Raw genomic sequence first — 26421 nt, forward strand, 5'->3', positions numbered from 1 at the left:
CCGAGATGGTCGCAGTCCCTGATGCCGGAGCAAATCATCTGCTCGCGGCGCTGCCCGATGCCGAACTGCAGCGGTGGCTCCCTCAGCTTGAACATGTGGACCTGCCGCTCGGCCATGTCCTGTACGAGTCTGGTGCGACGCTCAGTCACGTGTACTTCCCGACCACCGCCATCGTCTCGCTGCTGTACGTCCTGGAGAACGGCGCTTCGGCCGAGATCGCCGTCGTCGGCAAGGAGGGCATCGTCGGCATCTCGCTGTTCATGGGCGGCGAATCCACGCCGAACCGCGCAGTGGTGCAAAGCGCCGGCAAGGGGCTCCGGCTCAGTGCTGATGCGCTGAAAGCGGAGTTCAATCGCGCCGGCGCCGTGCTGCACCTGTTGCTGAGGTACACCCAGGCGTTGATCACCCAGATGTCGCAAACGGCGGTGTGCAATCGCCACCATTCCCTGGATCAGCAACTGTGCCGCTGGCTTCTGCTCAGCCTGGATCGCCTGACCGGCGACGAGCTTGTGATGACCCAGGAACTGATCTCCAACATGCTGGGCGTGCGCCGCGAAGGAGTGACGGAGGCGGCGCAGCAGTTGCAAGCGGCAGGTCTCATTCGCTACGCCCGCGGGCGCATCACGGTGCTCGACCGTGATCGCCTGGAGCAACGCTCGTGCGAGTGCTATGCGGTGGTGAAGAAAGAGTACGACCGCCTGCTTCCCGACGAGCGGGCGAAATAAGCCCCAGAGCGGCGCGCTGGGGCGCATACTCTCTACATCCACTCGAAACGGCAATCGGCCCCAGCGTTCTGCTCCTGTTCGCCCCCGTCATTCGGAGGCGCGAGCAACATGGGAGCCGATATGGCCACTGTCCAGAATCACCTGATCAAGCTGCTGCCGCGCAGCGATCGCCTGAAGTTTCTTTCACGCTGCGAAGAAGTGCAGCTCGTCCTCGCGGACGTGCTATCCGTACCCGGCGAGGCGACACCCTACGTCTACTTCCCCGTCGACGGCTTCATTTCGCTGGTCGCAACGACTGACGGCAGTCCATCCCTGGAAGTCGGAATGGTCGGCAGGGAAGGCATGGTCGGCGTACATGTAGCCCTGGGTGTGCTGACCGCACCGCTGCGCGCCGTGGTGCAAGGGGCGGGCTCGTCATGGCGCATCAGCAGCAAGGCCTTTCAAAAGGAGCTGGCAGCGAGCGAAGCCTTTCAGCGCGTGGTGGACCGCTACGTGTGCGTCCTGATGGCCCAGCTAACCACATCGGCGGCATGCCTCCGCTTTCACGAGATCGGTCCACGGCTCGCCCGCTGGCTGCTCATGAGCCAGGACCGCGCGCATTCCGACAGTTTCCGTATGACGCATGAATTCCTGGCCTACATGCTGGGCGTGCGCCGCGTCGGCATCACCGCGGCAGCGGGTGCGCTCCAGCAAAGCGGCCTGATCGAATACACGCGGGGTGATCTCACGGTGCTCGACCGCGCCGGACTCGAAGCAGCGGCATGCGGCTGCTACACCGCTGACCGCAAGGGCTACGCGGATCTGCTCGAGTAGATAGAGGCCGACGCGTCGGCAATCCAGCTTCTCCCAAGTTCTTTTGACGCTCTGTACGGCGCCGCACAGAGTTCCCAAAGTGTCCGCGATATGGTGGGGGCTCCCGGCTTCGAGCGGGGGAAAGCCTATGACCACTTCCAAAGTTGCAGCCCGGATCCTCGTGCGCGCGTACCTCGACGGGAGGACGATGGACGAGTTCATGTTCAGCGCCGTCGTATGGATGGCCGACAAGCGGCTGACAGGGGGAATCGTGCCCGCGCTGGATCAAACGCTGCGCGATGACATCGACAATCAGGCCGGGCCGGTGGTGGCGTTCAAGCAGATCCGGGGGGCAGCGCCGTACAAGTTTGCGGTCCCGCTGCCGCAGTGGTTGAGGCGGGCTTGAGCATCGCAGCACAGCCTTTTGCGCGCGCGCCACGATGAGCATCTATGTCGTCGATGATCACGCCATGATGCGCGACGCCATCGCCATGGTGATGCGCAGGCTGCACCCCCACCGGAACGTCGTGGAAGTCGGATGCCTGGGCGAACTCATGCCGAGCGTGGATGCGATGGGACCACCCGGCTTGATCCTCCTGGACCTGAACCTGCCCGACGCGACGGGTTGCTCCGGGGTTCACAAGGTCAAGCGGCAGTTTCCGAACGTGCCCCTGGCCGTCTATTCGGCGTCGCCTGCCGTTGACGTGGCGGGCGATTGCATCGAGGCCGGCGCCGACATCTACATCGAGAAGACGGCGGGGGCAAGCGAACTCGTCGCCGCTCTTCGCAACTTGCTCTTCGACCTACCGCTCTCGAACCTGCGAGTGGCCCGCGACCAGGGGCGACACCAGATGGCCTTGATCGCAGAGGCCATGGACCCACATGGCTGCCGTCCAGCCTCCAGCTGAGTCATGGCCGCATTCGGCGAGTCCCGCCGGGCAACTGCTCAAGCGCGAACCACGCGACGTCATCGTGATCGGCGCGGCGCTGGGCGGCTTGACAGCGCTCTGCAAGGTCGCCGGCGGCCTGCCGCGCGAGTTCGATGCCGCGATTCTCATCGCGCTGGACATCGCCTCTCAGCCGGCGTCGTCGGTGCAGCAGATACTCGGCAGCTATTCGCAACTGCCGGTCGGCTTTGCAACGCACGGCGCTTCCGTCCTTCGGGGGCGCATCGTGCTGGCGCCTCTGAACCATCACATGCGGATTGCGCAGCCGGGAATCATTGCGCTCGAGGCCTGCGGGGCGCTCTCCGATGCCGGGCCCTCGGTGGACGGGCTGTTCGAGACGGCCGCTGCCGTGTACGGAAAGCGTGTGATCGGCGTGGTCCTGACCGGCGGCTCCCACGATGGAACGCGCGGATCCACAGCGATCGAGGCAGCGGGCGGTGTCTGCGTGGTCCAGGACCCCGACGAGGCGGTTGACGCTGACATGCCGTTGAGCGTGATCCGCGGAGACCACCCCGACTATTGCATCAGGCTCGAGCAGATGGCGCCCTTGCTGGTGCGGCTGGCAGCCGGCGAGCTGCCGCCCAGAGGGTGACGCAGCGCGGCCGTCCGGTGCACGGCCCTGGCCCGTCCGTTCTGCGCTGCGCGCGACGAGCCCCGGTGCAAGCGGATCACCAAGTGTCGAATCACGCTTACAGACGAGCCGCCCTTTGGCCACAAAGCTATCCGTTCCTGCACACGCGTGAACAGGAGAAGCGCAGATGTACGTCATCATGGGTGGAACGGGTCACGTCGGCTCGGCGACAGCGACGGCGCTGCTTGCCCGCGGCGAACAGGTAGCGATCGTCACGCATGACGCGAACCGCGCTGGCGCGTGGCTGAGGGAGGCGCCGAAATCGTGGAGGCGAACGTCAACGAGGTGGCGTCGCTGCGCGCTGCATTCCGGCGCGGTAGTCGTGCCTTCCTGCTCAACCCGAACGCCGATACGTCTGCGGACACCGATGCAGTCGAGAGGCGAACGGTCGCGAACATACTGTCCGCGCTGGACGGGTCGGGGCTGGAGAAGGTCGTCGCGGCATCGACCGGTGGCGCGCAGCCCGGCGATCGCATCGGCGACCTCAACGTCCTGTGGGAACTCGAAGAAGGGCTGCGCCGGCAACCGATCCCCGCGGCGATCAACCGTGGCGCGTACTACATGAGCAACTGGGACGGCCAGCTCGACGCTGTTCGCAAGACTGGAAAGCTGCAGACGATGTACCCCGCCGACTTGCTCATCCCGATGGTCGCGCCGCTCGACTTGGGCGAGATCGCAGCGCAGAGACTGGTGTCCACGCCGGACGACACCGGCATCCGATATGTGGGGGGCCCGAGACGCTATTCCTCGGCGGGCGTGGCGAAGGCCTTCTCGCAGGCGCTCGGCGTGCCCGTGAGCGTCGATGTCATCCCGCGCGACGAGTGGAAAGAGGTGTTCCAGGGCCTCGGCTTCTCCGAGGCTGCTGCGGACTCCTATGCGCGCATGACAGCGGTCAGCCTTGACGGCGGCTTCGACATGCCCGACGACGCGCTGCGGGGCGCGACGACTCTCGAGGCCCATATCCGCGATCTGCTTGCGAAAGCCTAGAGGCCGAGCGCAAACCGGCGCGAAGGTCTCGTCGGCATTGTCGGCGGTCGACCGCCACCGAACTCTAAGGAGCGTATGCATGGAAACACAGGAGTTGCACCGCGGGCGCTTGATCGATCACATCCAGCTCGTCGTGAGCGATCTCGCCGCGAGTCGAGCCTTCTACGCGGCTGTCTTCGAGACGCTGAAGATTCCGATGGGCGGCACTGGCAAGGACTATTTCTGGGCCGACGAGCTTTTCGTCTCGACCGCCGACAGCGCAGCCGCTCAGGGCCGGCTCACCGGGCGCCTCCACCTGGCTTTCCAGTCCGAGGACAAAGCGATGGTCGATGCGTTCTACAAGGCCGCGCTCGCGCATGGCGGCACGGACAACGGAGCACCCGGCGAGCGGCCGTATCACCCAGGCTACTACGCCTGTTTCGTGCTCGACCCCGACGGCAACAACATCGAGGCCGTGTTCCACGGCGAGGCCCGGCGCAGCGCGCCCTCGGTCAAGGTGACGTTCTGATCCTGCGCATCGCACGCGGGCAGCGGAGCCGGCATCGGCGCGCTCTCTACACCTGAATCAGTCCCCAGCGCAGCGCGACCCAGGTCAGTTCCGCCTGGTTGCTCGCCCCCAGCTTCTGCTTGACGCGGTACAGGTGCGACCCGACCGTGCTGACCGAAAGGTTCAGCGTGGCGGCTATCTGCGCCACGGTCATGCCGCGGGCGAGCTGGATGAAGACCGAGAACTCGCGCTCGCTGAGCAGTTCGGCCGGATTGGCATCGCCCTCGATCTGAGCCGTCGCCAGCGCCTGCGCGGTGTGGGCATCGATGTAGCGTTCTCCGCGCGCCACCGCCTTCACCGCGGCGATCAGCGCCTCGGGGGCGCTGCGCTTGGCCAGGTAGCCCAGCGCGCCAGCGCGCAGCACGCGGCGCGGATGCGCGCTGTCCTCGTGCGCCGACAGCGCGAGCACGCGCGCCTTCGGATCGTGGGCGAGCAGGCGCCGCAGGGCTTCGAGGCCGCCCATGCCGGGCATCGACAGGTCCATCACCACCACGTCGGGGCGTACCTGCGGGTAGTCGTGGCAGGCCTGCTCGCCGGTGTCGGCTTCGGTCACCACCTCGATCTTCGCGTCGGCCAGCAGCATGCGAAAGCCCATGCGCACCAGCGCATGGTCGTCGACCAGCATCACCCGGATGGTTGGCGTCTCTTGGTTCGCTTGGGTCATGGGTTCTCCGCGCCTGCCGCCGGCAAGGGCAGCCGCACCGTCAATTGGGCGCCGCTGGGCAGCGCAGGTTCAAGTCGCAATTCGCCACCCAGATTCTCGATGCGCTCGGCGAGCCAGCGCAGGCCATAGTGGCCGCCACCCGTTTCGCCGGCGGCTTCGGGGCCCGGCAGGCCGCGCCCGTCGTCGGTGAGCGAGAGCGTCACCGTTTCTTCATCGCCCTGCAAGGCAAGCACGATGCGGCGCGCCTGTCCGTGCCGCAGGGCGTTGGTGATGCCCTCCTGCGCGGCGCGGTACAGCACCAGCGCCGCGTCCGTGTCCAGCGGCACGCGGTCGAGTTCGAGCCCGAGCTTCCATTCGACCTGTACGTCGCCGTGGCTCGTTCGCGTGCGTTCGACCAAGTCCTCGAGCGCGGCCACCAGCCCGAACTTGTCGAGCACCAGCGGTGTCAGGCGCGGGATGATGCCGTGCATCGCGGTGTAGAGACGCGCCGATTCGTCGGCGATCACCCGCGCCGCCTGCTCGGCCTGCGGATCGAGCACCTCCATGCGCTGGGCGATCGACAAGGCCATGCTGCGCATCGCAGTGACCGATTGCCCCAACTCGTCGTGCAGTTCGCGCGCGATCAGCCGGCGCTCCTGTTCGATCTTCTGGTCGACCCAGCGGCCCAGTTCGCGGCTTTCGGACAAGCGGCTCTCCGCCCGCACCGCGCGCCGCTCGGTCTCGATGTGTTGCTGCAGCATGCCGACCATGCGGTTGAAGGCGGCGCCGATGGCGGCCGCCTCGCTCCCTGGCAGGGCGCGCAGCGCGACGTCGAAGCGCCCGTTCTCGAGCTGGTTCAGCGCGTGCACGATGTCCGCGAACGGGCGCGTGGCGCGCCCGACCAGCCAGAACACGAGCGCATTGACGATCAGCAGCAGGCCGAGTGCGCTGAGCATCAGCAGCACGGCGCTGTCCCAGGCATCGAGCACCGCGCGCGACGCGTTGGAGCGCACGATCAGCTTGCCGCCTGGGAAGGCGATGGACATCTCGTTGGGCGGAGGCGAGACGAGGCCGGCGAACCAATCCGGCGCGTCGCGGCCGGCCTTGTAGACCGAGGTCGGCGAGCTGTACAGCACTCGCTCCTCGTCATCGAGCAGCGCGATGTCGTTGGAGCGCACGCGGCCCACGCCCTGCAGGAAGGACAGCATCGCCGGCGTGCCCTGGGCGGCGTAGAGCCAGGCCGTGCGGTTCAGCAGCTGCGCAGCCACGCGATTGGCCGCCACCACTTCCTCCTGCACCGATTCGCGCATCGCGCGCAGCTGCAGCGCGAGCATGGCGGCGACGAACAACAGGGTCAGCAGGCTCACGATCAGGTTGATCTTCAGGCGCAGCGTCATTGCGGAGGCCCGTCTCCGAAGTGGCCTTGCAGCGCGTAGCTGTCGAGCGCGGCGACCATCGCAGACGCCATCGCAGGATGCGCCGGATCGTGGCCCGCGCCATCGACCCAGCGAAGCCGGCTGTGCGCGACGCGCTCGTGCACAGCCTGCGCGCCGTCCGGCCGGCAGACGCGGTCGTCGCGGGAATGCAGCAGCAGGGTGGGCACCTGCGGCAGCGTGCCGAGGCGATCCAGCAGCGGGGGCGCATCGAGCCAGCAGCGATGGACCAGGTAGTGGCTCTGCACGCGGTAGCGGTCCGCGAGGGCGTCCAGCATCTCTGGCTTGGCGTCGATTTCGGCAGAGGCCACGGACGTGCCGCCGGCCAGCGTCCGCTCCCAGCGCCACCACGCGAGGGCGAGCTGCCGCTGCAGTTGCGCGCTGCCGGCGCTCGGCGCCTGCTGCAGCGCACGGGCCAGAAAGCCCAGCATGTCGTGGCGCTGATCGGCCGGCGCCACCGCCGCGAACCGTGCCCAGTCGGCGGGCGCGCGGCCCGACGGGTCCTGGAAGAAGTTCTCGATCTCCTCGCTCGTTGGAAGGAACACCGAGCGCAGCAGCAGGCCTGCCACCGCCTGCGGCTCGAAACCCGCATAGGCGAGCGCCAGCGTGGCGCCCCAGGAGCCGCCGGCCACCAGCCAGCGCGGCACCTCGAGCCGCTCGCGCAGCGTGCGCAGGTCTTCCAGCAGCTCGGCCGTGCGGTTGTGCGCCGTCGCGCCGCGCGGACGGCTGCGGCCTGCGCCGCGCTGGTCGATGCTGATCACGCGAAAGCGCGCCGGATCGAAGAAGCGGCGCAGCAGCGGCGAGCAGCCCGAACCGGGTCCGCCGTGCAGCACGAGCGCGCAGATGCCCGCCGGATCGCCGCTTTCCTCCACATGCAGCACATGGCCGTGCGATACCGCCAGTGCATGGGTGCGCAGGGGCGGCGATTCGGGGTACAGGCCGGAAGGAAGCACGTGGCCATGGTAAGCGCCGACCCCTTCGACGCTATTCATGAAAATCATGAAGTGCGAATCATGATTTCATGGCTGGAGCGCGGCGGCCCCGCGGTCCAAGATGCGCAAGGGACACCACGGATCCCCGCGGCGGCCACCCGGCGCCGTGCAACGCTTCCAGGAGACTCACACATGAAATGGGAAACACCGACGGCCACTGATCTTCGCTTCGGCTTCGAGATCACGATGTACGTCAGCGCCCGCTGAGTGCGCGCCTCGTGACGACCCGCCCCGGCACTCCGGGGCGGGTTGTTTCGACCCCCTTCTTTACCCTTTTTATCGATGCGCATCACTGTTCTGGGCTCGGCGGCCGGCGGTGGCTTTCCTCAATGGAATTGCAACTGCCGCAACTGCGCAGGGGTGCGCGCCGGCACCGTGCGCGCCAAGCCGCGCACGCAGTCCTCGATCTTCGTGCGGCCGGACGAGGGCGACGACGGCGTCCTCTTCAATGCCTCGCCCGACATCCTGGAGCAGATCCGCGGCAACCCGGTGCTGCAGCCGGCGCGCAAGCTGCGCGACAGCGCCATCGCCGGCGTGGTGCTGATCGACGGGCAGGTCGACCATGCCACCGGTCTCTTCATGCTGCGCGAGCGCGGCGCGCCGCTGCCGCTGTGGTGCACGGAGCCGGTGGCGGAAGACCTGAGCCAGGGCAATCCTGTGCTGCGCGTGCTGTCGCACTACTGCGGCGTGGCGCGGCATCCGATCGCGATCGACGGCAGCGCCTTCGAGGTGCCCGGCGTGCCCGATTTGGTCTTTCGCGCCCTGGCGCTGAGCGGCAAGGCGGCGCCGTACTCGCCGCACCGCGAGCATCCGGTTGCGGGCGACAATATCGGCATCACCATCCGCGACCGCACAAGCGGCAGGAGCGTGTTCTACGCGCCGGGCCTGGGCGCCATCACGCCGCCCGTGTTCGACGCCATGGCCAATGCCGACGCCGTCATGGTGGATGGCACCTTCTGGACCGACGACGAGATGGTCCGCCTGGGCGTCGGCGCCAAGCGCGCGCGCGAGATCGGCCATCTGCCGCAGTCGGGCGAGGGCGGCATGATCGAATGGCTCGCGCGGCTGCCTGCGAGCACGCGGCGCATGCTGATCCACATCAACAACACCAATCCCATCCTCGACGAGGACTCCGATGAGCACGCAGCGCTGCAGCGCGCGGGCATCGAGGCCTGCGAGGACGGGATGACGATCCATCTCTGAGACCGCGAGCCCACACCCCATGCACGCCGACAGGATCCAGGAGCCGGTTCGCCCGGCCACCGACAGCGGAAAAAGCGCAGCGCCATGGAGCCGCGAGGAATTCGAGCTGCGGCTGCGCGAGCGCGGGCGCAGCTACCACATCCATCACCCGTTCAACGTCATGCTCAACGGCGGCCGGGCCACACCCGAGCAGGTGCGCGGCTGGGTGGCGAACCGCTTCTACTACCAGATCGCGATCCCGATCAAGGACGCGGCGGTGCTCTCGAATTGCCCCGACCAGGAAGTGCGGCGCGGCTGGGTGCAGCGCATCCTGGACCACGACGGCTTCGAGCTCGGCGGCGTGAAGGACGAAGGCGGCATCGAGGCCTGGCTGCGCCTCGCCGAGGCCGTCGGCCTGGCCCGCGAGGAGGTGCGCGACCTGCGCCACGTGGTGCCCGCCGTGCGCTTTGCGGTCGACGCCTACGTCAACTTCGCGCGCCGCGCGCCGTGGCAGGAGGCGGTGTGCTCGTCGCTGACCGAACTGTTCGCGCCCGAGATCCACAAGCAGCGCCTCGCCACCTGGCCGGCGCACTATGCGTGGATCGAGCCGGCGGGCTTGGACTACTTCCGCAATCGCGTGAGCCAGGCTCGGCGCGACGTGGAGCAGGGCCTGGCGATCACGCTCGATCACTTCGACACCCGCGCGCTGCAGGAGCGCGCGCTGGAGGTGCTGCAGTTCAAGCTCGACATCCTGTGGGCCATGAACGACGCGATGGCGACGCGCTACGGGGTGAACAGCGCATGAACGAGATCAAGAAAGTGCTGAGCGCCGAAAGCAGGCCCCGCATCGGGCCGGGCTTCCGCCTGCAATGGGAGCCGGTGCAGGACTGCCATGTGCTGCTCTATCCCGAGGGCATGGTGCGGCTCAACGGCAGCGCGGGCGAGATCATGAAGCGCTGCGACGGTGAAAGCAGCGTCGCAGCGATCGTGGCCGATCTGGAGCAGGCCTTCGGCACCACAGGGCTCGAACCCGAAGTGCGGGGCTTCGTCGAGCTGGCGGCGCAGCAGAACTGGCTGCGCTGGGACGCATGACGCAGGCACCGCGCCCCGGCCCCCCGCTCTGGCTGCTGGCCGAGCTGACCTACCGCTGCCCGCTGCATTGCGTGTTCTGCTTCAACCCGGTCGATTTCGCGCAGCAGGACAGCGAGCTCGGCACCGAAGACTGGCTGCGGGTGCTGCGCGAGGGCCGCGAGCTCGGCGCCGTGCAGTGCGGCCTCTCGGGCGGCGAGCCGCTCCTGCGCGACGACCTGGAGATCATCGTCGCCGAGGCCAAGCGGCTGGGCTACTACACCAACCTGCTGACCTCCGGCGTGGGCCTCCACGCCGACCGCGCCGCCGCCCTGAAGGCTGCCGGACTGGACCACGTGCAGCTGTCGTTCCAGGACTCCACGCGCGAGATGAACGACTTCCTCTCGCACACCAAGACCTTCGAGCTGAAGAACCGGGTGGCGAAGATCATCAAGGACCAGGGCTGGCCGATGGTGATGAACGTGGTCATCCATCGAATGAACATCGATCACATCGACCGCATCATCGAGATGGCGCAGGAGATGGGCGCCGAGTACCTCGAGCTCGCCAACACGCAGTACTACTCGTGGGCCTTCGTGAACCGCGACCAGCTGCTGCCCACGCACGAACAGCTGCGGCACGCCGAGGAAGTGACCGACGCGTGGCGCGCCCGGCTGGGCGAGCGCATGCGCATCTTCTTCGTCGCGCCCGACTACCACGAGGGGCGCGCCAAGAAATGCGTCAACGGCTGGGGCAGCATGTTCCTCACCGTGGCGCCGGACGGCACGGCGCTGCCCTGCCATACCGCGAAGATGCTGCCGGGCCTCGAGTTTCCGAACGTGAAGGCGCGCAGCCTGCGCGAGATCTGGTTCGAATCGGAAGGCTTCAACCGCTACCGCGGCACCGGCTGGATGAAGGAGCCCTGCGCGAGCTGCGACATGCGCGAGCAGGACCTGGGCGGCTGCCGCTGCCAGGCCTACCTGCTGGCCAACGACCCGGCCGCGGCAGATCCGGTGTGTGCGAAGAGCCCCGACCACCACCGGGTGGTGGAAGCGGTGCAGCGCGCAGCGGCGCGCGACCCGGCCGGCCCGGTCGAGCATCCGCTGGTGTTTCGCGATCCCGCCAACTCGCGCCGCCTTGCCGCGCCTGTCACGCCGGGTGCGTGAGGCCTGGCCGCGGCGAGCGCTGTCGCGCAAGACCTGGGCAAAAAGCCCTACACGGCCGCTTGCGGCAAAGATGTCTGCTCTCCAAACTGACTTTCGGTGTCGGCGAAAGGAGCGCAGCGTGCAAGTGCGAACCGACGTGTACCGGGCACAGGGGGACGACGGGCAGATCTACATCGTCTTCCGGCGTACTCAGATCGTCTCCGTGAAGACCCCGTACGGGCTGGTCAAGAAGCAGCGCGAGCCGAAGTTCTACCTTGGCAACGGTGACTTGCTGGAATGTTCCGGCAGCTACGACACCTTCAAGACCGTCGACGGCAAACTGGTGCTTCGACTCATCCCTGCAAAGGCAGGAGCGGTCGGATAGGCTTCGGCGACGATGTCTCATCTGCAGAAGCTGTCTCCCATGCTCCTGGACGAGCGGCTGCTGGACCTCGAGGAGCCGGGATGGATCTACGAGGTCAAGTACGACGGCTGGCGCCTGATGGCGGAGTTCGGGGACGGCAAGTGCCAGCTGCGCACCCGCAGGGGCGCCGATGCGACCGGGTGGTTCCCGGAGATCACCAGCGCGCTGGCGGGCATGAAAGGGGGACCCTACCTCACGGACGGAGAAGGCTGCGTGCTCGACGACCTGGGGCGCAGCGACTTCGACCGATTCCAGGCCCGCGCGCAGCGCAAGGGCTGGTACGAGGGCGGCGACCCTGTCGTCTACTGCGTCTTCGATCTCCTCGTGGACAAGGGCGTCGACATCACCCGGCTGCCGCTCGTCGAACGCAAGAAGCGGCTGGCCGAGCTGTTCGCCGTGCCGCCGCCGAGCGTGCTGCTCGTGCACTACTTCGACAACGCGGAGCACGACATCCACCGAGTCTTCCACGAGGAGGTGGTGCCCTTCGAGCTCGAGGGCCTGGTGGCGAAGAGGCTCGACAGCGTCTACACGCCCGGCACGCGGACCACCGACTGGGTGAAGGTGACGCGGAAGAACGCGATCGCGGCCCAGCGCGTCAGGCATGCACCGAAGAGCAAGGACATCTCGATCGGCCCGTAGGAAGGCGCGACCGGGAGCGGATTGCATGCTGAAGCACGCGCATCTCGACAAGGCAGACATTGCCGCGCAGTTGGTCCGGCGAGCGGATGAGTGGATTCGCCGCGCCGAGCCGAAGGATCTGCTGCGCGTCATGCTGCGTGGCGGCCTGAGCCCGGTGATCGTCGAAGAGGACGGCCGGATACTCACCGGCATCGCTCTGAGCGAGCGCCCGGGCCTGCTTTCCGAGCTTGGAATGATCTGGAAGGACCTATCGGCCGCCGAAACGCTCGCGATCTTCGCGCAGGTGTGGGGCGCTTCCGATCCGCCTGCATCCAACGATTCGCAGGAAGCCTGGATCGCTGCAGACCCTTTGGCCCAAGCCGGAGCACGGCGGTTCCTGCACGACGAAGTCGAAGAGAACATCGCGTTGTTCGGAGCTTGCGTCGATGAATGGCTCGAGCGGCGATGCGATGCGCGCGGCGCGCGTGTTCGACCGTTTCTCTGAATATCGCAGCTGGTCGAAAGCGGTAAGCAGAAAACACAGATGTACGATTTTGTGCAGTGCAGCACAAAACGGAAATCGAAGTCTAAACTTTGACGCAGGCCCACGTCATAGGGCGTCCTCGGTGGTTCTGCACGCGCGTTCGCCGCCCTCTTCACTCTGAACCACCTTTCTGGTCGTATCAACTTCAGAGGTCATCCAATGGGTATTGGTTTGCACGAATTCAATTTTTTGCGCTACTCGAAGCAACAAAGAGACTTTGACCAAACGGTGACGATCGGCAGGCAGGAGCTGCATGTCCCGGATTCGAACGTGCGGGACGCATTTGCACTGAGCGCCGAATACAAGAACGACAAGTATTGCGATCAGCTCTTGAGAGACCAGTTTGGCGCTGGCCAGGTCGACTCGATCGACTATTCCGAGTACGAAGATGCATCCATCGTCCACGACATGAATTTGCCATTGCCCGAGCATGTCGCGCGACGCTATGACACCGTCATAGACGGCGGGTGCCTGGAGCACATCTTCAACGTGCCGCAGGCGCTGCTGAACTGCTCCAGGTTTTGCAAGCCTGGAGCCCAGATCCTGCACATGCTTCCCGCCAGCAACTGCTGCGGCCATGGCTTCTGGCAGTTCTCCCCAGAACTGTTTTTTTCTCTTTATTCCAATAGAAACGGGTATAGAGATACGGAGGTGTTCCTCGCGGATCTGTCAAAAACGTCCAAGTGGTTTCGTGTCAAGCCGCCTGGGCCCGGCGAACGGATCAATGTGCATTCGACTTCCGAAGCCTATGTGCTTGTCAGGACTGTATTGAAGGAAGGCGCCTTCGATCATTCGGGAGTTCAGCAAAGCGACTATGCATTCGAATGGGAAAATGGCGGCCTTGCATCCGAACCTGTCGGCGAGCCGAGCCCAAGGGGCGGGATCGCCCGTTTTCTGAAGCGTTTTCCTCTCTTGCACAAAGTGGCGGCTTCGGCATATCACATGTACCGACCTGCGGATTCGATGTTGCAGCTGAGTTTGCACAATCCCCATCTGGAGGAACTGCCGGTATCGGCCTTGACTGATCGCGCGACGGATTGAGTTCGATCCGGTGCAGATCAAGGAAGCGGGGACATGGGGCTGAATGATCTTTGGCGCACGCGTAGCCGCAGCAGCCGGCGGCCGCGCAGCAGCCCGAGATCCGGCGCGAAGCGCCAGGCCAGCAGCAGTAGGGCGAGCAGGGCCGGGATCCAGCGCAGATCCGTGTCCGCCGCCTGGTGCTGCGCGAAGCGGCGGTCCAGCATGGCCGCCTTCAGCGCATCCGGCGTGTTCAGGCGCAGGTAGTCCACGCCGACGAGCTTGGCCAGCGTTCGCAGATGGTCCTCGCGCAGCTCGGACAGATGCTCGTGGTTCTGCGTGCCGCCGATGGCGGAGCCCTGCACCACGTCCTCGGGCTTCCAGTAGCCCGCGGGTTCGCCGTTGCTGCCGGTCTTCGGTATCGGCACCGGCACGTCGCCGCCGATGCCGACCAGCCAGCCCTTCACCTCGCCGGGCGTGACGTCGACCATCGGCGGCGTGTCATTGGCCCGCAGCGGCGGCGACTCCTGGCCATCGGTGATGAAAACGAATGCGGTGTGCGGACCGATGCTCCGGGCGCCGCGCACGGCCCAGGTCACGCCCTTGCCGATGTTGCTGGCGTTGGCCCAGCGCATGCGGGCATCGATGCGCTCGAGCGAGGCGAGCAGCTCTTCGTAGTGGCTGCAGACCTCGATCGGCGCCAGGATCACCAGCGAGCGGTAGTCGGCGAAGACGCTCCAGCCCACCTTGGAACCGCATGGCAATGCGGCCAGCGTATCGCGCATGGCTGCGCGCGCCAGCGTCAGCCGGCTGACCGCGGCATGGTTCAGCTCGACGTCCTCGACGTTCATGCTCTGCGTGATGTCGAAGCTGACCTGCCATTCGAACACCGGGCGCTGCAGCTGCATGCGCGGCGGCCAGGCCGCCAGTGCGAGCAACAGCAGGGCCGCCATCAGCGGCCAGTTTCCGCTGCTGTGGATGCGGCGCCAGAGAGTGTTCATTGGATCGCCTCAGGTCTTGCTCCCTCCCCCTCCGGGGGAGGGCTGGGGTGGGGGCTCTTGGGCCTTTGAATCGGTTGCATGCTTTGTTGAGGCCCGGAGCCGGGGCGAACTCCCGGCTCCGGCCTCACACCAAGCGCAACGCCGAAGCAAGCGCCCAGTGCCCCCACCCCAACCCTCCCCCGGAGGGGGAGGGAGCAGGACCGAAGCCTCTTCACGCGGCCGTGCCCGGCTCATGGCAAATCCCCCGCGACGAATCCCGGAATCCGGACCCGCCGCTGCTCGACCGACTGCTGCTGCTCCGCGGAAAAGGCTTCCTGCTCTTCCGGCGCCAGGCGCAGCGCGCGCTCCAGGTTGTAGCGCGCATCCCAGTCCTGCGGCGCCACCCGCAGCAGGTCGCGCAATCGCTGCTTGCCCAGTTCGAACAGCGGCACGGCGCCGGTCTCCTGTGCCAGGCCTTGGCGCAGGTACATGTTGGCCAGGTTGAACAGCGCCTGCTGCGCGACGGCATCGCGCTCGCCGTTCTGGATCAGGCCTGCGTAGCCCTTGAGCGCGGCCTCGTGATTGCCGGCTCTCGAGAGGGCCAGCGCCTGCGCCAGCTGCAGCTCTCGCGCGGAGCGCCGGGGCAGGGCCGCGGCTTCCTTGCCAGCCGGTGCGGCGGCGATGCGGGCGATCTCGGCATTGAGGCTCGTCGCCTGGCGCAGGCGCAAGTCCCGCTCCAGCGCTGCGCCGGCGCAGCACAGGCTCAGAACGCCGAAGAGCAGGTGTACGGTGCGTCGCTTCATCGCCAGCTTTGCAACTGCAGCGCGCGGCAGGCCAGCAGGCCGGCGCAGCACAGCATCGCAGCAAGGTAGAAGGCGCCGCCATGGTCGCGCCGCGGCACCCGCTCGTGGATGGTCAGGGGGAAGTTCTGCTGCCGGTCGATCTCGGCCATCGCAGCGGCCATCGCGTTGGAGTCGTCCACCTGGTAGAGCCGGTAGGGCGTCGCCAACGTCTTGAAGAACTCATGCAGCGCCAGTTCCTCGCCGAGGCCATAGGCGCTCGCTGTGCTGGTGTTGAGGTTGGGCGAGTTCGGGCCGCTGCGCACGTAGATCCAGTAGAGGCCGATCTTCTCGCGCGCGAGGCCTGCCTGGATGCGTTGCCGCGTCGCTGCGTCGAGCTGGGCGCCGCCGTCCGAGACGATCAGGATCACGCGGCTTCCCGAGTAGCTGCGGTTCTCGAACTCCTCGATGGCGGCCAGGAGCGCGACACCCATGCGGGTTTCGGGCAGGCCGCGGCCGATGGCGCTGGCGGCGAGCGCGGCCTGTACCGTGTCCGTCTTCTGCGTGAAGGGCACGACGGCGATCGGCACCGTGCTGAAGGTCATGAAGGCGAAGCGGTTGTCGGGCCGCTTGGCGACGAAGTCACTCAACAGGTCGCGCACGACTTTGGCCTTGGGCTCCTGCGACATGCGGCCGGCCGTCTGCAGGCCGTTGGTGTGGACCGTGGCATCCATGCTGCTGCTGCGGTCCATCAGGATCAACACCTCGGCGCCGCGGCCGGTGCGCTGCACCTGGGCGCCCGACTGCCCGGGACCGGCGAGGCCGAGCACCGCAAGCGCCATGGCTGCGACCGCCAAGCCGCGCCAGAGGAAACCGAGAAGGCGGCCGACTCGGTCGGCCGGCAGCCAGGCCAGGTAGGAGAACTCCAGCGTATCGCTGCGCCTGCGCAACAGCGGCAGCAGCGCGAGCGGCAGCAGCAGGAGCATCCAGGGCTGGGCGAAGTCGAAGTGCATGGTTCGCCTCAGGCCCGGTGGCGCTTCTCCGCATCGCGCAGGGCACGGCACAGCGGCTTGAGCGGATAGGGAGGGCCGGTCTCTGCAGCATCGGCGTTGCCCGCGAAGAAACGCCTCGTGGACTCGCGGTAGAAATCCTCGAGCCGCGCCTGCAGCGGGCGCAGATGGGGCGCCTCGGCCAGCAGCCGGGGCAGGCTGGCGCCGTGCACCACGTGCCCGGCGCTCGTGTTCAGCGCGCGATGCACGACGCGCCAGGCCTGCGCGCTGCCCGGGTCGTCGATGCGCTTGAGTTCGCGCCAGGCCTGCGCGAAAGGAAGGCGCCGCGCTTCGAGCGCATTGCGCCAGGCCCACCAGGCGAGCCAGGCCAGCAGCACGGCCAGCAGGGCGGCGAGCGAAAGCCGCAGTTGCCGCTCGATGGCATCGGTCGGAAGCGCAGCGACCGGCCGGTCCGGGCGCAGCGGCTGCAGATCGCCGCGGCCGAAGGCTTCCGGCGGCGTCAGCGGTGCGATGCTGACCGGCCATGCGGGCAGCGCGAGTGTCGGGCCCGAGGCGGTGGCGATGCGCAGGGCCGGCAGCGCGATGGCGCTCAGCGCGCGCGGCGCGTTGATGAGCTGGTAGTCGACGACCAGCCAGCGCCGTCCCCGCGCATCGGTTTCGATCCGCGCCGTCCTGCGCTCCAGCCAGAGGTCGATCCGTCCCGGCGCCGGCAGGGCGCTGGGCTCGAGCGGCCGGTCCGCGAGCTCGAGCAGCACGCGCTGCGTCAATACGTCGCCCAGCACATGGCCGAAGCTGCGCGGTTGCTCGACCGTCGCGGCGACGGTGGGGCCCGCGAACTTGGCCGGATCTGCACTCAGCGCGAGGCCACTGGCGGCGCCGAGCGCCAGCGCCAGCAGCGCCGCCCGGACGGCCTTCATGCCGCCGTCTCCAGGAAGTAGCGGGTGAGGGCTTCGGCGTCGAAGCGGCCGTGCAAATGGAAGGGCGGCATGCCGTGCGCGTCGAACAGCGTCCTGAGCTCGGCGCGCCGTTCTGCAACAGCGTCGCGCCATCGGGCGCGCAGCGATTCGCGCATCCACAGGCTGCGCCGCACGCCGCTTTCCGCATCGCTGAGGGCGACCAGCGCGCGCGCGGGCGGCGGCTCGGTTTCGGCCGGGTCCCAGACCACCACCGGGACGACGCAGGCCGGCGCCAGCTGCCGCAGCAGCTCGCCGAGCGCAGCGATCGGCCAGTGGAAATCGGAGGCGAGGAAAACCAGGCCGCCGCGGCCGACCAGGCGCTCGGTCGTGCGGCGCAGGCCGGCGAGTGCGCTGCTGCTGCCGTGCGGCACCGTGCCCGGCGCCGCGCGGCAGTCGCGCAGCATGCGCGCCATCAGGCTGCCGGTGCCGCGGCTGTGGCGCGCGGGCACGAACAGATCCTCGCGCTCGCGCTGGTCGAAGGCCAGCAGGCCCACCGTGTCGCCGCTGCGGAATGCGCTGTAGCCCAGCGCCTCCGCCAGATCGGCCACGACCTCGAGCTTGCGCCTCGCGGCGCCGAAATGCATCGAGGCCGAGACATCCACCACCAGATGCACCGGGATCGCCACGCGCAGCCGATGGATGCGCACCAGCCAGTCGCCGCGACCTTCGCGCACGCTGGCGCGCAGATCGATGCGCCGCGGATCGGGATGGTCGAAGAGGCGCCGGTGCGCGGCGAACTCCTGTCCGCTGCCCTGGCTCAGGCCGCGCTGCGCGCCCGGGCGCCAGCCGCCGAAGCGGCGCGGCAGCTGGTAGTGGAATTCGTCGACGCGCTCCATCGCTGGCTCGGTGATTCAGGGGGCGGCGATCTTGTCCATGATCTGTGCCACCAGCGCCTCCGACAGCTCGGCCCGGCGCAGCTCGTAGACCGGCGTGAAGAAGATGCGGTGCCCGAGCACCGAGGGCAGCACGGCCGCCAGGTCCGCCGGCTCCAGGTGCGTGCGACCCTCGAGCCAGGCCACGGTGCGCGCCGCCCGCAGCAGCGCGCTCATGCCGCGCGGGCTGGCGCCGGCGAGGATCAGGCGGTCCATGTCCACGCCATCGAGCCGGATGCCGAACTTCTGCGGCGTCTCGCTGGCTTCCCAGAGATCGAGCACATAGCGCTCGATGGTCTGGCTGGCGCGCACCGTGCGCTGCACCTGTGCGCCGATGGCGTTGAGCCGGTCCCACGGCAGGATGGCGGACGCCACCTTGTCGATCAGGCCCTCGGTGTCGTGGAAGGCGGTGTCGAACACCAGCGACTGGCGGATGGCGCGGTCGGCGGGCTTGGGCATGTTCAGCTCGAACATGAAGCGGTCGCGCGCCGCGGATGCCAGCTCGAAGGTCTCCTCCCGCTCGACCTTGTTGCGGTCGGCGAACACCGTCATGTGCGGAAAGCTGTACTCGCGGTCGAAGGCGGAGACGGTGCGCTCGGCCATGGCGCGCAGCAGCAGCGACTGCACCTGCGGCCGGGCCCGGTTGATCTCGTTGAAGAAGAAGGTGACCAGGCGCTCGCCGTGGCGCAGCAGCGGTCCGGGGTCGATGCGCGGCCGGCCTTGGGCATCGACATAGGTGTGATAGACCAGGTCGCCCGGCATCAGGTCGACCGTGCCCTCGACGCGCTCGAAATCGCCGCCGATGGCGCGCGAGAAGGCGCGCAGCACCGTGGTCTTGCCGACGCCGACGTCGCCTTCGAGCAGTACGTGGCCGCGCGCGAACAGCGCGACGTTGATGAGGCGGATCGTCTGCGCCTGCCCGATCACCGCTTTCGCGACCTCGGCTTCGACGCGCAGCGCGAGTTGGCGCCAGTCTTCGAGTTGTTCTTGGGAGCCCATGGTGTCGGTTCCGGCGCCGCTACTTCGACTCGATCAGCTTCTTCAGGTTGTCGAGCCCGCTGCGGTAGACGCCGGTGACGGCCTTCAGCGCGGCCTCGTCGTTCTGCTCCGGCGGCGGGTTGTTGTTCGGAAAGCCGCGATAGAAGGCGCCGCGCCACTCGACCGTCGACTTGCCGCCGTCCGCGACGACCGAGAGCGTGGAGGTGTAGTTCGTCACCGGCAGCGCGCCGCCGTCCTTGGCGCGGTAGCCGTACTTCTTCTGCGCATCGTCGTAGCTTTCGAGTGTCTCGACGAGCGTGCCGCCGTCCTTGAGCTTGAGGCTTCTCACCGAGCCTACGGCGTTGCCCTTGTCGGCGGGGCTTTCGGCCACGGCCGGATGCCAGTCCTTCAGCGCGTTGAAGTTCTTGATCGCAGCCCAGACGGCATCCGCCGGCGCCTCGATGGTGACTTTTTCCGTCACCTTCTGGCGCGTCGGCCCGTGGGCCAGGCTGGAGGCCGATGCGGCGAGAAGCAGGGACGCAACGAGGATCGGGAAGGCCCGTCGGCGGGAAGCGTATGTCGGCATGGGTGTTCCGTGATGGGTAGGTGGTGCGAAAGTCTTCAGGGATCGGCCGGCGCGCCGATGAAGGCGCCGAAGCCGCGGCTGTTCTTGCCCGTGGCGATGGTCTGGAGCTTGCGTCCGCTTTCGGCCTCCAGCACCTGCACGTTGTCGTCCATCCAGTTCACGACATAGACGCGGCCGGCGTGCGCGGCGATGCCCTCCGGGTAGGCGAAGCCGGGGAGGGTGCGCAGCACGCGCAGCGAATCGGCATCGACCACGCTGACGCTGTCGTCGCGCTGGTTGGTCACGTACAGCAGCGCGCCGCCCTGCGCCAGCGCCGCGCCGTAAGGGGCCTTGCCGACCTTCACGGTCGCGACGACGGCCGGCCGCCGCGTGTCGCGCACGTCGATCACCGAGATGTCGTCGCTCTGCACGTTGAGCGCATAGAGCCTTGCGCGCGCCGCGTCGTAGAGCAGCGCGAAGGGATGGCTGCCGACGCGAACGCGCGCCAGCACCCGCCGCGCTGTCGTGTCGATCACCGCCACGCTGTCGTCGTCGCGCTCGGCCACGAACACGGTGGCCTCGTCGGTGTGCGCGGCCACGCCGGCCGGCGCGCGGCCCACCGGAATCGAGGCCAGGGGCGGCGCGGCCCCGCTGGCATGCGCGTCGAACACCAGCAGCCGGCCGGCGTACCAGTCGGCCACGTACAGCTGCCGGCCGTCGCCCGAGATGTCGAGGCCTACCGGCCCGTCTCCCGCTGGAAGCGTGCTCACGACCTTCTGCTGGCGCATGTCGATGACCGAGATGGTCTTGCTGTCGGGGTTGGAGACGAAGGCGCGGCCGGCACGGCCCGACGCCACCACGCCGGCCGGCGACCGGCCGACCGCGACCGTGGCCACCACCTGCTGCGACGCAAGGTCGATCACCGACACGTCGTGGCTTCCCTGGTTGGTGATGTAGGCGAAGGGCGAGGCGCCGGCCGTGGTGCACAGCAGGAGGGCAGCGACCCATCCGCTGCGCACGGGTGTTGCGGCGCCCCTCATGGCTGTGCGCGTCGGCGCCGTTCAGCGCCCGTTGGCCGGGCCGATGAAGCAGCCCTTTTTCACCTTGGCCTGGAGCGCGCGGTAGCGCTTGATATCGGCCTGGAGCTGTTCCGAATCGCGGATGTAGCCGCCGCGCTCGCCGCCGATGGTGGTGGCCTTGCTCGCGGTGCTCAGCTGCACGTAGTTCGCGTACTTCACCTCCTTGGCGAGCGCATCGAGCGCGCACGAGCACTTGTTGATCATCTCGAAGGTGCCGGCGCCTGGATGCGCGGCCATGCATTCCTGCACGTAGAGCACGCGGTCCACGGTGGGGAAGTCGTTCGCGGGCGAGGCGGCGTGCACGGCCATCGGCAGGCCGAGCAAGCACAGGAGGCGGAGCGTGTTCTTCATTGGCATGCGCTGGAGTTCGTTCGAGGCGGCGCGTCAGCGCGCCGGCGCCTGGGCGCCGTCGATGAGAAGTTCCTCGACGAGCAGGGGTTTGGCGATCAGGCCTTCGCCCCGGATCTGGGTCCGGATGCCATAGACACCTCCGGGCACGGCGGTCGAGAGCAGGAAGCGGTAGTTCTTCTTCGCGAACTTTTCGTACCTCGGCCGGTTCGGGTCGTCCAGGAAGGGGCTGAACACGATCTCCTTGCCCTTCACCGCGCGCCCCTGGTAGCGAATCGTCACGTCGCGCACTTCGGCGCCCTGGTAGATCGCCATGCGCAGGCGCTTGCGGAAATGATTCTCGGAGCCGCCCGTGAGGCGCTTCATCTCGCGCACGTCATGCTCGAGGAAGTAAAGGATGACGGGGTTGCCTTCGGCCGCCGCCACCTCTGGCACCTGCAGCTTGCGCGCGCCGCTCAGGAATGCGCCCTTGGCATCGCAGCAGCTGCCGTCGGCCTTGGCGCTCAAAGCCACGGTGACGCTGTCGGCGAAAGCATCTTCCAGGCTGCCTGTCTTGCTGAAGGTGTAGCGCAGCAGGGTGGGCGGCTGCAAGGTCTGCAGCTGCGGCGTCATGAACAGCAGGCGCTCCGCGGGCGAGAAGTCGGGCTTGTCGCCCTCGGCCTGCGAGGCCAGGGGCGAGACGAGCAAGGCGCAGAGCGAGGCGGCGATGGCGAAGCGCATGGAATTCGGCTCAGTTGTTGGGCGCCCCGAACGATGCATCGACCAGCGGGACCCCGTATTCCTTGAGGATCGCCTGGATCTCGGGCGCCTTGGATTCGATCAGCCCCTCGACCTGCTGCTTCCATTCGCGTTCGCCGTAGCGCACGCCCATGGCCATCTGGTAGTCGAGCCGGATTCCTTTTTCGGACTTCAGCGGCACCACGACCAAGGCCGGGTTCTTGACCCGCTGGGCGAAGAATCCGGCGATCGGACCCCAGACGACCACGGCGTCGAGCTTGCCCCCGGCCAGGTCCCGCTCGACGATCTCACCCGGATACTGCGCCGGGTCGGCGCTCATGAGCTTGTAGGGCACGCCTTGTTCGAGCAGGCCGTGCCGGCCGAGCCATTGCGAGGCCGGCGAGCGGTCGTAGATGCCGATGCGCAGCGACTTCAGCTTGGCCGGATCGAGCTTGAGGAAATCCTCTGCCGAGGCGACATGGTCCATTCCCTTGCCCTTCGGGAAGACGAGCGCGTAGGTCGAGCGGTAGTACGGCTTGGTGACCGAGACCTCGTCGAGCCCGACGGGCACGCCCATCACGATGTCGCAGGGATAGTCCTGTCCCGGCAGCTTGAAGCGCAGCGTGTTGCGGAAGAAGGCCAGCCGCTGCGGGAACGAGTAGTAGGTGACCGGAAGTCCGAGCGCCTTGCCGAACAGCTCGGCGATGCGGTTCTCGATGCCCTCGCCCTTGGTGTTGGAGAAGGGCATGTTGTTCGGATCCTGGCACACGCGCAGCGCCTTGCGCGCCGGCGTGTCCTGGGCGATGGCGGGAATCAGCGCGCAGCAGCATGCCGCGCCCACGACGCCCGCGCGCAGACGGGCGCCGAAGGGCCGCGGCCTGCCAGCAGGCTGCCGGTCGGTCATTTGATTTCTTCCACTCTGGCGCGCGTGATCGCGCCGTCGGATCGGCCCTTGAGGTAGGCGTAGAGCTGGTTGATGTTGTCCATCACCGCAGGGTTGTTGCCGAAGCTCTGCATGCCCTTGTCGAGCTTTCCGTCGCGCACGATCTTGATGAACTCTTCCTTCTTCAGCGTCTTCAGGCTGTTGATGAGAGAAGGGCCGACCATGCCTTCCTGGTTGGGGCCGTGGCAGCGATCGCAGGCGGCGGAGCGCCAGGCGCGAAATCCCTTCATGGTTTCCGGGTCCACCTTGTAGCCCTCCGTCACCTTGTAGGGCGCGGGGTCTGTCGCGGCGACAGCCATGGTGCAGGCCACGCCCGCGAGCAGAAGAAGGGAAGGCAGCAACGTTGACGAACGAAATTTCATGGCTCCTGGGTCTCCGATATCTTTGGAAAGGTAAAGGGGGAGAGCCCTCTCATGAGTGCTCTCCCGGTCCGCCCGCCTATCGCGGCTTGCGGCTTGCGGCTCAGTTCGGCAGCGCGAACACAGTCAGCGAGCCGCCGAGCTCGGTGTACTGGCTCAGCTCCTTGTAGCCGCCGACAGCGCCGAGCCCTTCGGTGCTCTTCTCCGGATCGATGCCTGCCGCCATGCCGATGCCGGCCCAGCCGCCGATGCCCGAGAGCACGCCGATGTACTGCTTGCCCTTGTTCTCATAGGTGAACACGTTGCCGATGATGCCGGAAGGGGTCTTGAACTTGAAGAGCTCCTTGGTGATGTCCTTGGCATCGACGCACTTGAGGTAGCCCTCCAGCGTGCCGTAGCAGGAGATGCCGCCCGCGGTGTTCAGCGAGCCGCTCCATACCGAGAACTTCTCCGCCTTGCTCTGCACGATCTTGCCGGTGCCGGCATCCCAGGTGATGTAGTTGCCCATGCCACCGTGGCTGCCCGGCGTGGGATACATGGAGAGCGTGGCACCCACGTAGGGCTGGCCGGCCGTGTATTCGACCTTGAACGGCTCGTAGTCCATGCAGACGTGGTTCGTCGGCACGTAGAAGAGCTTGGTGTTGGGGTCGTAGGAAGCCGGCTGCTGGTCCTTGGTGCCCAGTGCCGCGGGGCAGATGCCCTTGGTATTGACATCGGGGCCGTTCTTTGCGGTCGAGTACTTGGCCACCACCTGCGGCCGGCCGGTCTTCATGTCGACGTGCGTGGCCCAGTTCACCTTGGGGTCGAATTTCTCGGCCACCAGCAGCGCACCGGTCACGCGGTCGAGCGTGTAGGCGAAGCCGTTGCGGTCGAAGTGCACCAGCGCCTTGGTCGGCTTGCCCTTGACGTTGATGTCCGCCAGGATCATTTCGTTGATGCCGTCGAAGTCCCATTCGTCGAACGGCGTCATCTGGTAGACCCAGTTGACCTTGCCGGTGTCCACGTCGCGCGACCAGATGCTCATCGACCACTTGTTGTCGCCGGGGCGCTGCGATGGATTCCAGGTCGACGGATTTCCGGTGCCGTAGTACACCGCGTTGGTCGCCTTGTCGTAGCTGTACCAGCCCCAGGTGGTGCCGCCGCCGATCTTCCACTGGTCGCCCTGCCAGGTCTTCAGCGAGGAGTCCTTGCCGACCGGCGCGAGCTTGCCGTCGGTCCAGGTCATGGTCTTCGCAGGGTCCATCAGCATCTCTTCGTCCGGCCCGGTGCTGTAGCCCTTCCAGGCCAGCTTGCCGTCCGAGATGTTGTAGGCCGCCAGGAAGCCGCGCACGCCGAACTCGCCGCCGCTGATGCCGGTGATGACCTTGTCCTTGAAGACATGGGGCGCATTGGTGTTGGTGGCGCCGACCTTCGGATCGCCGTTCTTCACCGACCACACCACCTTGCCGGTCTTGGCGTCGAGCGCGACCAGGGTGGTGTCGGCCTGCTGCAGGAAGACCTTGCCCTCGGCATAGGCCAGGCCGCGGTTCACCGTGTCGCAGCACATGACCGCAATCACCGACTGGTCCTGCTTCGGCTCGTACTTCCACAGGATCTTCTGTGTATCCACATCGAGCGCGAACACCTTGTTCGGGAAGGGCGAATGCAGGTACATCGCGCCGTCGACCACCAGGGGCGAGCCCTCGTGGCCGCGCAGCACGCCGGTGGAGAAGGTCCACGCGACCTGCATCTTGCCGACGTTGCTCTTGGTGATCTGCTTCAACTTGCTGTAGCGCTGGTTGAACATGTCGCCCGATTGCATCGCCCAGTTCTTCGAGTTGGCGACGTTCTTCTCTACATCGGCATTGGCAAGCGCCAAAGCCGGAAGAGCAAGCATCGCGACGCCGACATGCCGTACGAGACGGCCGACGATCTGCCTGGAAAACTTCATAAATGTCTCCTCACATTTGACAGTGGGTATCGAACACGAATTGGCAGCAGCCTTCGGATCTATTCGATCGGTTTGGCGAAGGCTGCGGACCGCAACATCCATGCCCACCATGCCGCAACGCAATCGCCGGTCTCGTCGATGCGGCTTCGATCGGCAGGGTACGCTGTCTCTTCGGCGGATGCCGGTTTCGGGCGCTGCAAGAGGACGATCGGACCTAGGGAAATCCCCAGCGTTGGATGCCTTCGCCGCGCCGCACGTCACGCATCGCCGCGGCAGTGCGCCGCGTGCGCATCCAAATTTGACGCAAAGTGTCTCGCGCCAAGTGCCGATGTCGAGCGCCGAGGGGCGGCAGAGGCGCTTGCTCAGGCAAATGTGTAGGACGGATTCCAGTAAAACCCTGAGGCGGGCAGAGGCACAGAATTTGCGATTCGATGACAACCGGCACATACATTGAGACAGCTCGACGCATCCCTTCGGCCTCCATGCTGCGAACCATCGACTTAACCAAGCGCTATGGCACGCGCACGGCTCTGCAGTCGCTGTCCTTGCGCGTGCCTGCCGGCCAGTTCGTGGCGCTGCTGGGGCCCAACGGCGCCGGCAAGTCGACCCTGTTCCAAGTCCTGACCGGCATGTTCGCGGCCGATGAAGGCGAGGTCGAAGTGGCCGGCCATTCGCTGCGGCATGCCGCGACCGCGGCGCTGCGGCATATCGGCGTCGTGTTCCAGCAGATGTCCCTAGATCTCGACCTCAGCATCCGGCGCAACCTGCTGTTCCAGGCCGACCTGCATGGCCTGCCGCGGCGGCTGGCGCAGGAGCGCATCGCATCGGCCTGCGAGCGCTTGAACATCGATGCCGATCTGGACCGCAAGGTGCGCGAGCTGTCGGGCGGCAACCGGCGCAAGGTCGAGCTCGCGCGTGCGGGCCTGCATCGCCCGGCCGTTCTGCTGATGGACGAGGCCACCGTCGGGCTCGATCCGAAGTCGCGCCAGGATCTGCTGGCCGCCTTGCGCGCGGACGTGCGCGAACGCGGAGTGTGCGTGCTGTGGGCGACGCACCGGGTGGACGAAGCCGAGCAGGCCGACCGCGTGCTCGTGCTGCACAAGGGGGCCCTGCTGGCGGACGGCACGCCGGCGCAGGTGGGCCGGCTGCTCGGCGGCGACACGCTGGAGGAGGGCTTCATCGCACGCACAACTTGAAACTCGCCGACCCC

At 67.2% G+C, this 26421-nt stretch carries 33 protein-coding genes; 17 read left to right on the top strand and 16 right to left on the bottom strand.

Annotated elements, in window-relative coordinates:
- The first annotated feature begins 5 nt into the window (after nucleotides 1–5).
- From EJI01_RS13915 to EJI01_RS13945, 7 genes are all read left to right on the top strand, one after another.
- On the top strand, nucleotides 6–725 hold the full coding sequence (locus EJI01_RS13915; RefSeq protein WP_126837746.1) for a Crp/Fnr family transcriptional regulator: 720 nt from the start codon (nucleotides 6–8) through the stop codon (nucleotides 723–725).
- 120 nt (nucleotides 726–845) lie between these two features.
- Nucleotides 846–1538, top strand: a complete 693-nt coding sequence (locus EJI01_RS13920) for a Crp/Fnr family transcriptional regulator (protein ID WP_126837747.1) — start codon at nucleotides 846–848, stop codon at nucleotides 1536–1538.
- A 127-nt stretch (nucleotides 1539–1665) separates the two neighbouring features.
- Nucleotides 1666–1923 (top strand): hypothetical protein, encoded by a 258-nt coding sequence (locus EJI01_RS13925; RefSeq protein WP_126837748.1) that lies wholly within the window; start codon nucleotides 1666–1668, stop codon nucleotides 1921–1923.
- Nucleotides 1924–1957: 34 nt separating this feature from the next.
- Complete coding sequence (locus tag EJI01_RS13930) at nucleotides 1958–2425, top strand: response regulator transcription factor (RefSeq protein WP_126837749.1); 468 nt, start codon at nucleotides 1958–1960, stop codon at nucleotides 2423–2425.
- Nucleotides 2400–3056 carry a chemotaxis protein CheB gene (locus EJI01_RS13935; RefSeq protein WP_126837750.1) on the top strand — a complete coding sequence of 219 codons (657 nt, stop codon included), beginning with the start codon at nucleotides 2400–2402 and terminating at the stop codon, nucleotides 3054–3056. The genes EJI01_RS13930 and EJI01_RS13935 overlap by 26 nt, the downstream gene beginning before the upstream one ends.
- 303 nt (nucleotides 3057–3359) lie before the next feature.
- Entirely contained in the window at nucleotides 3360–4082 is a 723-nt protein-coding gene (locus tag EJI01_RS13940; RefSeq protein WP_260602453.1) for an NmrA family transcriptional regulator, read from the top strand.
- 79 nt (nucleotides 4083–4161) lie between these two features.
- Nucleotides 4162–4590: a VOC family protein gene (locus EJI01_RS13945; protein WP_126837751.1), complete on the top strand. Its 429-nt coding sequence runs from the start codon at nucleotides 4162–4164 to the stop codon at nucleotides 4588–4590.
- Nucleotides 4591–4636: 46 nt separating this feature from the next.
- Here the strand turns inward: EJI01_RS13945 and EJI01_RS13950 are convergent, their stop codons facing one another.
- Genes EJI01_RS13950 through EJI01_RS13960 form a run of 3 tightly spaced genes read right to left on the bottom strand, consistent with a single transcriptional unit; the run spans nucleotide 4637 to nucleotide 7706 of the window.
- Nucleotides 4637–5293 carry a response regulator transcription factor gene (locus EJI01_RS13950; protein WP_126837752.1) on the bottom strand — a complete coding sequence of 219 codons (657 nt, stop codon included), beginning with the start codon at nucleotides 5291–5293 and terminating at the stop codon, nucleotides 4637–4639.
- On the bottom strand, nucleotides 5290–6669 hold the full coding sequence (locus EJI01_RS13955) for an ATP-binding protein (RefSeq protein ID WP_126837753.1): 1380 nt from the start codon (nucleotides 6667–6669) through the stop codon (nucleotides 5290–5292). Before EJI01_RS13955 ends, EJI01_RS13950 begins: the two co-directional genes overlap by 4 nt.
- Entirely contained in the window at nucleotides 6666–7706 is a 1041-nt protein-coding gene (locus EJI01_RS13960) for an alpha/beta fold hydrolase (protein ID WP_126837754.1), read from the bottom strand. The genes EJI01_RS13955 and EJI01_RS13960 overlap by 4 nt, the downstream gene beginning before the upstream one ends.
- Before the next feature lie 123 nt (nucleotides 7707–7829).
- On the opposite strand from EJI01_RS13960, the gene pqqA reads away from it, so the two are divergent.
- The 9 genes from pqqA (at nucleotide 7830) to EJI01_RS14005 (ending at nucleotide 13719) form a co-directional block, all read left to right on the top strand.
- Nucleotides 7830–7904 (top strand): pyrroloquinoline quinone precursor peptide PqqA, encoded by a 75-nt coding sequence (pqqA, locus tag EJI01_RS13965; RefSeq protein ID WP_010100094.1) that lies wholly within the window; start codon nucleotides 7830–7832, stop codon nucleotides 7902–7904.
- Between the two features lie 75 nt (nucleotides 7905–7979).
- The gene (pqqB, locus tag EJI01_RS13970) at nucleotides 7980–8900 is read left to right on the top strand and encodes a pyrroloquinoline quinone biosynthesis protein PqqB (RefSeq protein WP_126837755.1); all 921 of its coding nucleotides are present in this window, start codon (nucleotides 7980–7982) and stop codon (nucleotides 8898–8900) included.
- Between the two features lie 19 nt (nucleotides 8901–8919).
- Nucleotides 8920–9684, top strand: coding sequence for a pyrroloquinoline-quinone synthase PqqC (pqqC, locus tag EJI01_RS13975; RefSeq protein WP_126837756.1), 765 nt, complete (start codon nucleotides 8920–8922; stop codon nucleotides 9682–9684).
- Nucleotides 9681–9971, top strand: a complete 291-nt coding sequence (gene pqqD / locus EJI01_RS13980) for a pyrroloquinoline quinone biosynthesis peptide chaperone PqqD (RefSeq protein ID WP_126837757.1) — start codon at nucleotides 9681–9683, stop codon at nucleotides 9969–9971. The genes pqqC and pqqD overlap by 4 nt, the downstream gene beginning before the upstream one ends.
- Entirely contained in the window at nucleotides 9968–11113 is a 1146-nt protein-coding gene (pqqE, locus tag EJI01_RS13985; RefSeq protein ID WP_126837758.1) for a pyrroloquinoline quinone biosynthesis protein PqqE, read from the top strand. Before pqqD ends, pqqE begins: the two co-directional genes overlap by 4 nt.
- 118 nt (nucleotides 11114–11231) lie before the next feature.
- Nucleotides 11232–11477 (top strand): hypothetical protein, encoded by a 246-nt coding sequence (locus EJI01_RS13990; RefSeq protein ID WP_126837759.1) that lies wholly within the window; start codon nucleotides 11232–11234, stop codon nucleotides 11475–11477.
- Nucleotides 11478–11489: 12 nt separating this feature from the next.
- Nucleotides 11490–12155 (top strand): hypothetical protein, encoded by a 666-nt coding sequence (locus tag EJI01_RS13995; protein ID WP_126837760.1) that lies wholly within the window; start codon nucleotides 11490–11492, stop codon nucleotides 12153–12155.
- A gap of 25 nt (nucleotides 12156–12180) precedes the next feature.
- Nucleotides 12181–12639: a hypothetical protein gene (locus EJI01_RS14000; RefSeq protein WP_126837761.1), complete on the top strand. Its 459-nt coding sequence runs from the start codon at nucleotides 12181–12183 to the stop codon at nucleotides 12637–12639.
- Nucleotides 12640–12837: 198 nt separating this feature from the next.
- A complete protein-coding gene (locus EJI01_RS14005) occupies nucleotides 12838–13719 on the top strand; it encodes a class I SAM-dependent methyltransferase (protein WP_185878919.1) in 882 nt (293 codons plus the stop codon).
- A gap of 17 nt (nucleotides 13720–13736) precedes the next feature.
- On the opposite strand, the gene EJI01_RS14010 is transcribed toward EJI01_RS14005, so the two are convergent.
- The 13 genes from EJI01_RS14010 to EJI01_RS14075 form a co-directional block, all read right to left on the bottom strand.
- Nucleotides 13737–14696: an MxaL protein gene (locus EJI01_RS14010; protein WP_126837763.1), complete on the bottom strand. Its 960-nt coding sequence runs from the start codon at nucleotides 14694–14696 to the stop codon at nucleotides 13737–13739.
- Nucleotides 14697–14926: 230 nt separating this feature from the next.
- Complete coding sequence (locus EJI01_RS14020; protein ID WP_126837764.1) at nucleotides 14927–15478, bottom strand: MxaK protein; 552 nt, start codon at nucleotides 15476–15478, stop codon at nucleotides 14927–14929.
- A complete protein-coding gene (locus tag EJI01_RS14025) occupies nucleotides 15475–16467 on the bottom strand; it encodes a vWA domain-containing protein (RefSeq protein WP_126837765.1) in 993 nt (330 codons plus the stop codon). Before EJI01_RS14025 ends, EJI01_RS14020 begins: the two co-directional genes overlap by 4 nt.
- Before the next feature lie 8 nt (nucleotides 16468–16475).
- Complete coding sequence (locus EJI01_RS14030; protein WP_126837766.1) at nucleotides 16476–17381, bottom strand: calcium incorporation protein MxaA; 906 nt, start codon at nucleotides 17379–17381, stop codon at nucleotides 16476–16478.
- Entirely contained in the window at nucleotides 17378–18256 is an 879-nt protein-coding gene (locus EJI01_RS14035) for a DUF58 domain-containing protein (RefSeq protein ID WP_126837767.1), read from the bottom strand. The genes EJI01_RS14030 and EJI01_RS14035 overlap by 4 nt, the downstream gene beginning before the upstream one ends.
- A 15-nt stretch (nucleotides 18257–18271) precedes the next feature.
- On the bottom strand, nucleotides 18272–19291 hold the full coding sequence (locus EJI01_RS14040) for an AAA family ATPase (RefSeq protein WP_126837768.1): 1020 nt from the start codon (nucleotides 19289–19291) through the stop codon (nucleotides 18272–18274).
- Nucleotides 19292–19310: 19 nt separating this feature from the next.
- Nucleotides 19311–19856, bottom strand: coding sequence for an SRPBCC family protein (locus EJI01_RS14045; RefSeq protein WP_126837769.1), 546 nt, complete (start codon nucleotides 19854–19856; stop codon nucleotides 19311–19313).
- A 35-nt stretch (nucleotides 19857–19891) separates the two neighbouring features.
- Nucleotides 19892–20875, bottom strand: a complete 984-nt coding sequence (locus EJI01_RS14050) for a cytochrome D1 domain-containing protein (protein WP_126837770.1) — start codon at nucleotides 20873–20875, stop codon at nucleotides 19892–19894.
- A 21-nt stretch (nucleotides 20876–20896) separates the two neighbouring features.
- Nucleotides 20897–21265 carry a hypothetical protein gene (locus EJI01_RS14055; RefSeq protein ID WP_260602454.1) on the bottom strand — a complete coding sequence of 123 codons (369 nt, stop codon included), beginning with the start codon at nucleotides 21263–21265 and terminating at the stop codon, nucleotides 20897–20899.
- A 33-nt stretch (nucleotides 21266–21298) separates the two neighbouring features.
- Nucleotides 21299–21982: a hypothetical protein gene (locus EJI01_RS14060; protein ID WP_126837771.1), complete on the bottom strand. Its 684-nt coding sequence runs from the start codon at nucleotides 21980–21982 to the stop codon at nucleotides 21299–21301.
- A gap of 10 nt (nucleotides 21983–21992) precedes the next feature.
- The gene (locus EJI01_RS14065; RefSeq protein ID WP_126837772.1) at nucleotides 21993–22883 is read right to left on the bottom strand and encodes a substrate-binding domain-containing protein; all 891 of its coding nucleotides are present in this window, start codon (nucleotides 22881–22883) and stop codon (nucleotides 21993–21995) included.
- Nucleotides 22880–23284, bottom strand: coding sequence for a c-type cytochrome (locus tag EJI01_RS14070; protein WP_126837773.1), 405 nt, complete (start codon nucleotides 23282–23284; stop codon nucleotides 22880–22882). The genes EJI01_RS14065 and EJI01_RS14070 overlap by 4 nt, the downstream gene beginning before the upstream one ends.
- A gap of 100 nt (nucleotides 23285–23384) precedes the next feature.
- Nucleotides 23385–25157 (bottom strand): methanol/ethanol family PQQ-dependent dehydrogenase, encoded by a 1773-nt coding sequence (locus EJI01_RS14075; RefSeq protein WP_409513951.1) that lies wholly within the window; start codon nucleotides 25155–25157, stop codon nucleotides 23385–23387.
- A gap of 536 nt (nucleotides 25158–25693) precedes the next feature.
- Between EJI01_RS14075 and EJI01_RS14080 the strand changes: the two genes are divergently transcribed.
- Complete coding sequence (locus EJI01_RS14080) at nucleotides 25694–26407, top strand: ABC transporter ATP-binding protein (RefSeq protein ID WP_126837775.1); 714 nt, start codon at nucleotides 25694–25696, stop codon at nucleotides 26405–26407.
- Nucleotides 26408–26421 lie beyond the last annotated feature (14 nt).

It is taken from the genome of Variovorax sp. MHTC-1 (genome assembly GCF_003984645.1).
Taxonomy (GTDB): domain Bacteria; phylum Pseudomonadota; class Gammaproteobacteria; order Burkholderiales; family Burkholderiaceae_C; genus Variovorax.

Coding starts and splice junctions, on each gene's coding strand:
- EJI01_RS13915 (WP_126837746.1), top strand. CDS start 6: ATGGTCGCAGTCCCTGATGCCGGAGCAAATCATCTGCTCGCGGCGCTG.
- EJI01_RS13920 (WP_126837747.1), top strand. CDS start 846: ATGGCCACTGTCCAGAATCACCTGATCAAGCTGCTGCCGCGCAGCGAT.
- EJI01_RS13925 (WP_126837748.1), top strand. CDS start 1,666: ATGACCACTTCCAAAGTTGCAGCCCGGATCCTCGTGCGCGCGTACCTC.
- EJI01_RS13930 (WP_126837749.1), top strand. CDS start 1,958: ATGAGCATCTATGTCGTCGATGATCACGCCATGATGCGCGACGCCATC.
- EJI01_RS13935 (WP_126837750.1), top strand. CDS start 2,400: ATGGCTGCCGTCCAGCCTCCAGCTGAGTCATGGCCGCATTCGGCGAGT.
- EJI01_RS13945 (WP_126837751.1), top strand. CDS start 4,162: ATGGAAACACAGGAGTTGCACCGCGGGCGCTTGATCGATCACATCCAG.
- EJI01_RS13950 (WP_126837752.1), bottom strand. CDS start 5,293: ATGACCCAAGCGAACCAAGAGACGCCAACCATCCGGGTGATGCTGGTC.
- EJI01_RS13955 (WP_126837753.1), bottom strand. CDS start 6,669: ATGACGCTGCGCCTGAAGATCAACCTGATCGTGAGCCTGCTGACCCTG.
- EJI01_RS13960 (WP_126837754.1), bottom strand. CDS start 7,706: ATGATTTTCATGAATAGCGTCGAAGGGGTCGGCGCTTACCATGGCCAC.
- pqqB (WP_126837755.1), top strand. CDS start 7,980: ATGCGCATCACTGTTCTGGGCTCGGCGGCCGGCGGTGGCTTTCCTCAA.
- pqqC (WP_126837756.1), top strand. CDS start 8,920: ATGCACGCCGACAGGATCCAGGAGCCGGTTCGCCCGGCCACCGACAGC.
- pqqD (WP_126837757.1), top strand. CDS start 9,681: ATGAACGAGATCAAGAAAGTGCTGAGCGCCGAAAGCAGGCCCCGCATC.
- pqqE (WP_126837758.1), top strand. CDS start 9,968: ATGACGCAGGCACCGCGCCCCGGCCCCCCGCTCTGGCTGCTGGCCGAG.
- EJI01_RS13995 (WP_126837760.1), top strand. CDS start 11,490: ATGTCTCATCTGCAGAAGCTGTCTCCCATGCTCCTGGACGAGCGGCTG.
- EJI01_RS14000 (WP_126837761.1), top strand. CDS start 12,181: ATGCTGAAGCACGCGCATCTCGACAAGGCAGACATTGCCGCGCAGTTG.
- EJI01_RS14005 (WP_185878919.1), top strand. CDS start 12,838: ATGGGTATTGGTTTGCACGAATTCAATTTTTTGCGCTACTCGAAGCAA.
- EJI01_RS14010 (WP_126837763.1), bottom strand. CDS start 14,696: ATGAACACTCTCTGGCGCCGCATCCACAGCAGCGGAAACTGGCCGCTG.
- EJI01_RS14020 (WP_126837764.1), bottom strand. CDS start 15,478: ATGAAGCGACGCACCGTACACCTGCTCTTCGGCGTTCTGAGCCTGTGC.
- EJI01_RS14025 (WP_126837765.1), bottom strand. CDS start 16,467: ATGCACTTCGACTTCGCCCAGCCCTGGATGCTCCTGCTGCTGCCGCTC.
- EJI01_RS14030 (WP_126837766.1), bottom strand. CDS start 17,381: ATGAAGGCCGTCCGGGCGGCGCTGCTGGCGCTGGCGCTCGGCGCCGCC.
- EJI01_RS14035 (WP_126837767.1), bottom strand. CDS start 18,256: ATGGAGCGCGTCGACGAATTCCACTACCAGCTGCCGCGCCGCTTCGGC.
- EJI01_RS14040 (WP_126837768.1), bottom strand. CDS start 19,291: ATGGGCTCCCAAGAACAACTCGAAGACTGGCGCCAACTCGCGCTGCGC.
- EJI01_RS14045 (WP_126837769.1), bottom strand. CDS start 19,856: ATGCCGACATACGCTTCCCGCCGACGGGCCTTCCCGATCCTCGTTGCG.
- EJI01_RS14050 (WP_126837770.1), bottom strand. CDS start 20,875: ATGAGGGGCGCCGCAACACCCGTGCGCAGCGGATGGGTCGCTGCCCTC.
- EJI01_RS14055 (WP_260602454.1), bottom strand. CDS start 21,265: ATGAAGAACACGCTCCGCCTCCTGTGCTTGCTCGGCCTGCCGATGGCC.
- EJI01_RS14060 (WP_126837771.1), bottom strand. CDS start 21,982: ATGCGCTTCGCCATCGCCGCCTCGCTCTGCGCCTTGCTCGTCTCGCCC.
- EJI01_RS14065 (WP_126837772.1), bottom strand. CDS start 22,883: ATGACCGACCGGCAGCCTGCTGGCAGGCCGCGGCCCTTCGGCGCCCGT.
- EJI01_RS14070 (WP_126837773.1), bottom strand. CDS start 23,284: ATGAAATTTCGTTCGTCAACGTTGCTGCCTTCCCTTCTTCTGCTCGCG.
- EJI01_RS14075 (WP_409513951.1), bottom strand. CDS start 25,157: ATGCTTGCTCTTCCGGCTTTGGCGCTTGCCAATGCCGATGTAGAGAAG.
- EJI01_RS14080 (WP_126837775.1), top strand. CDS start 25,694: ATGCTGCGAACCATCGACTTAACCAAGCGCTATGGCACGCGCACGGCT.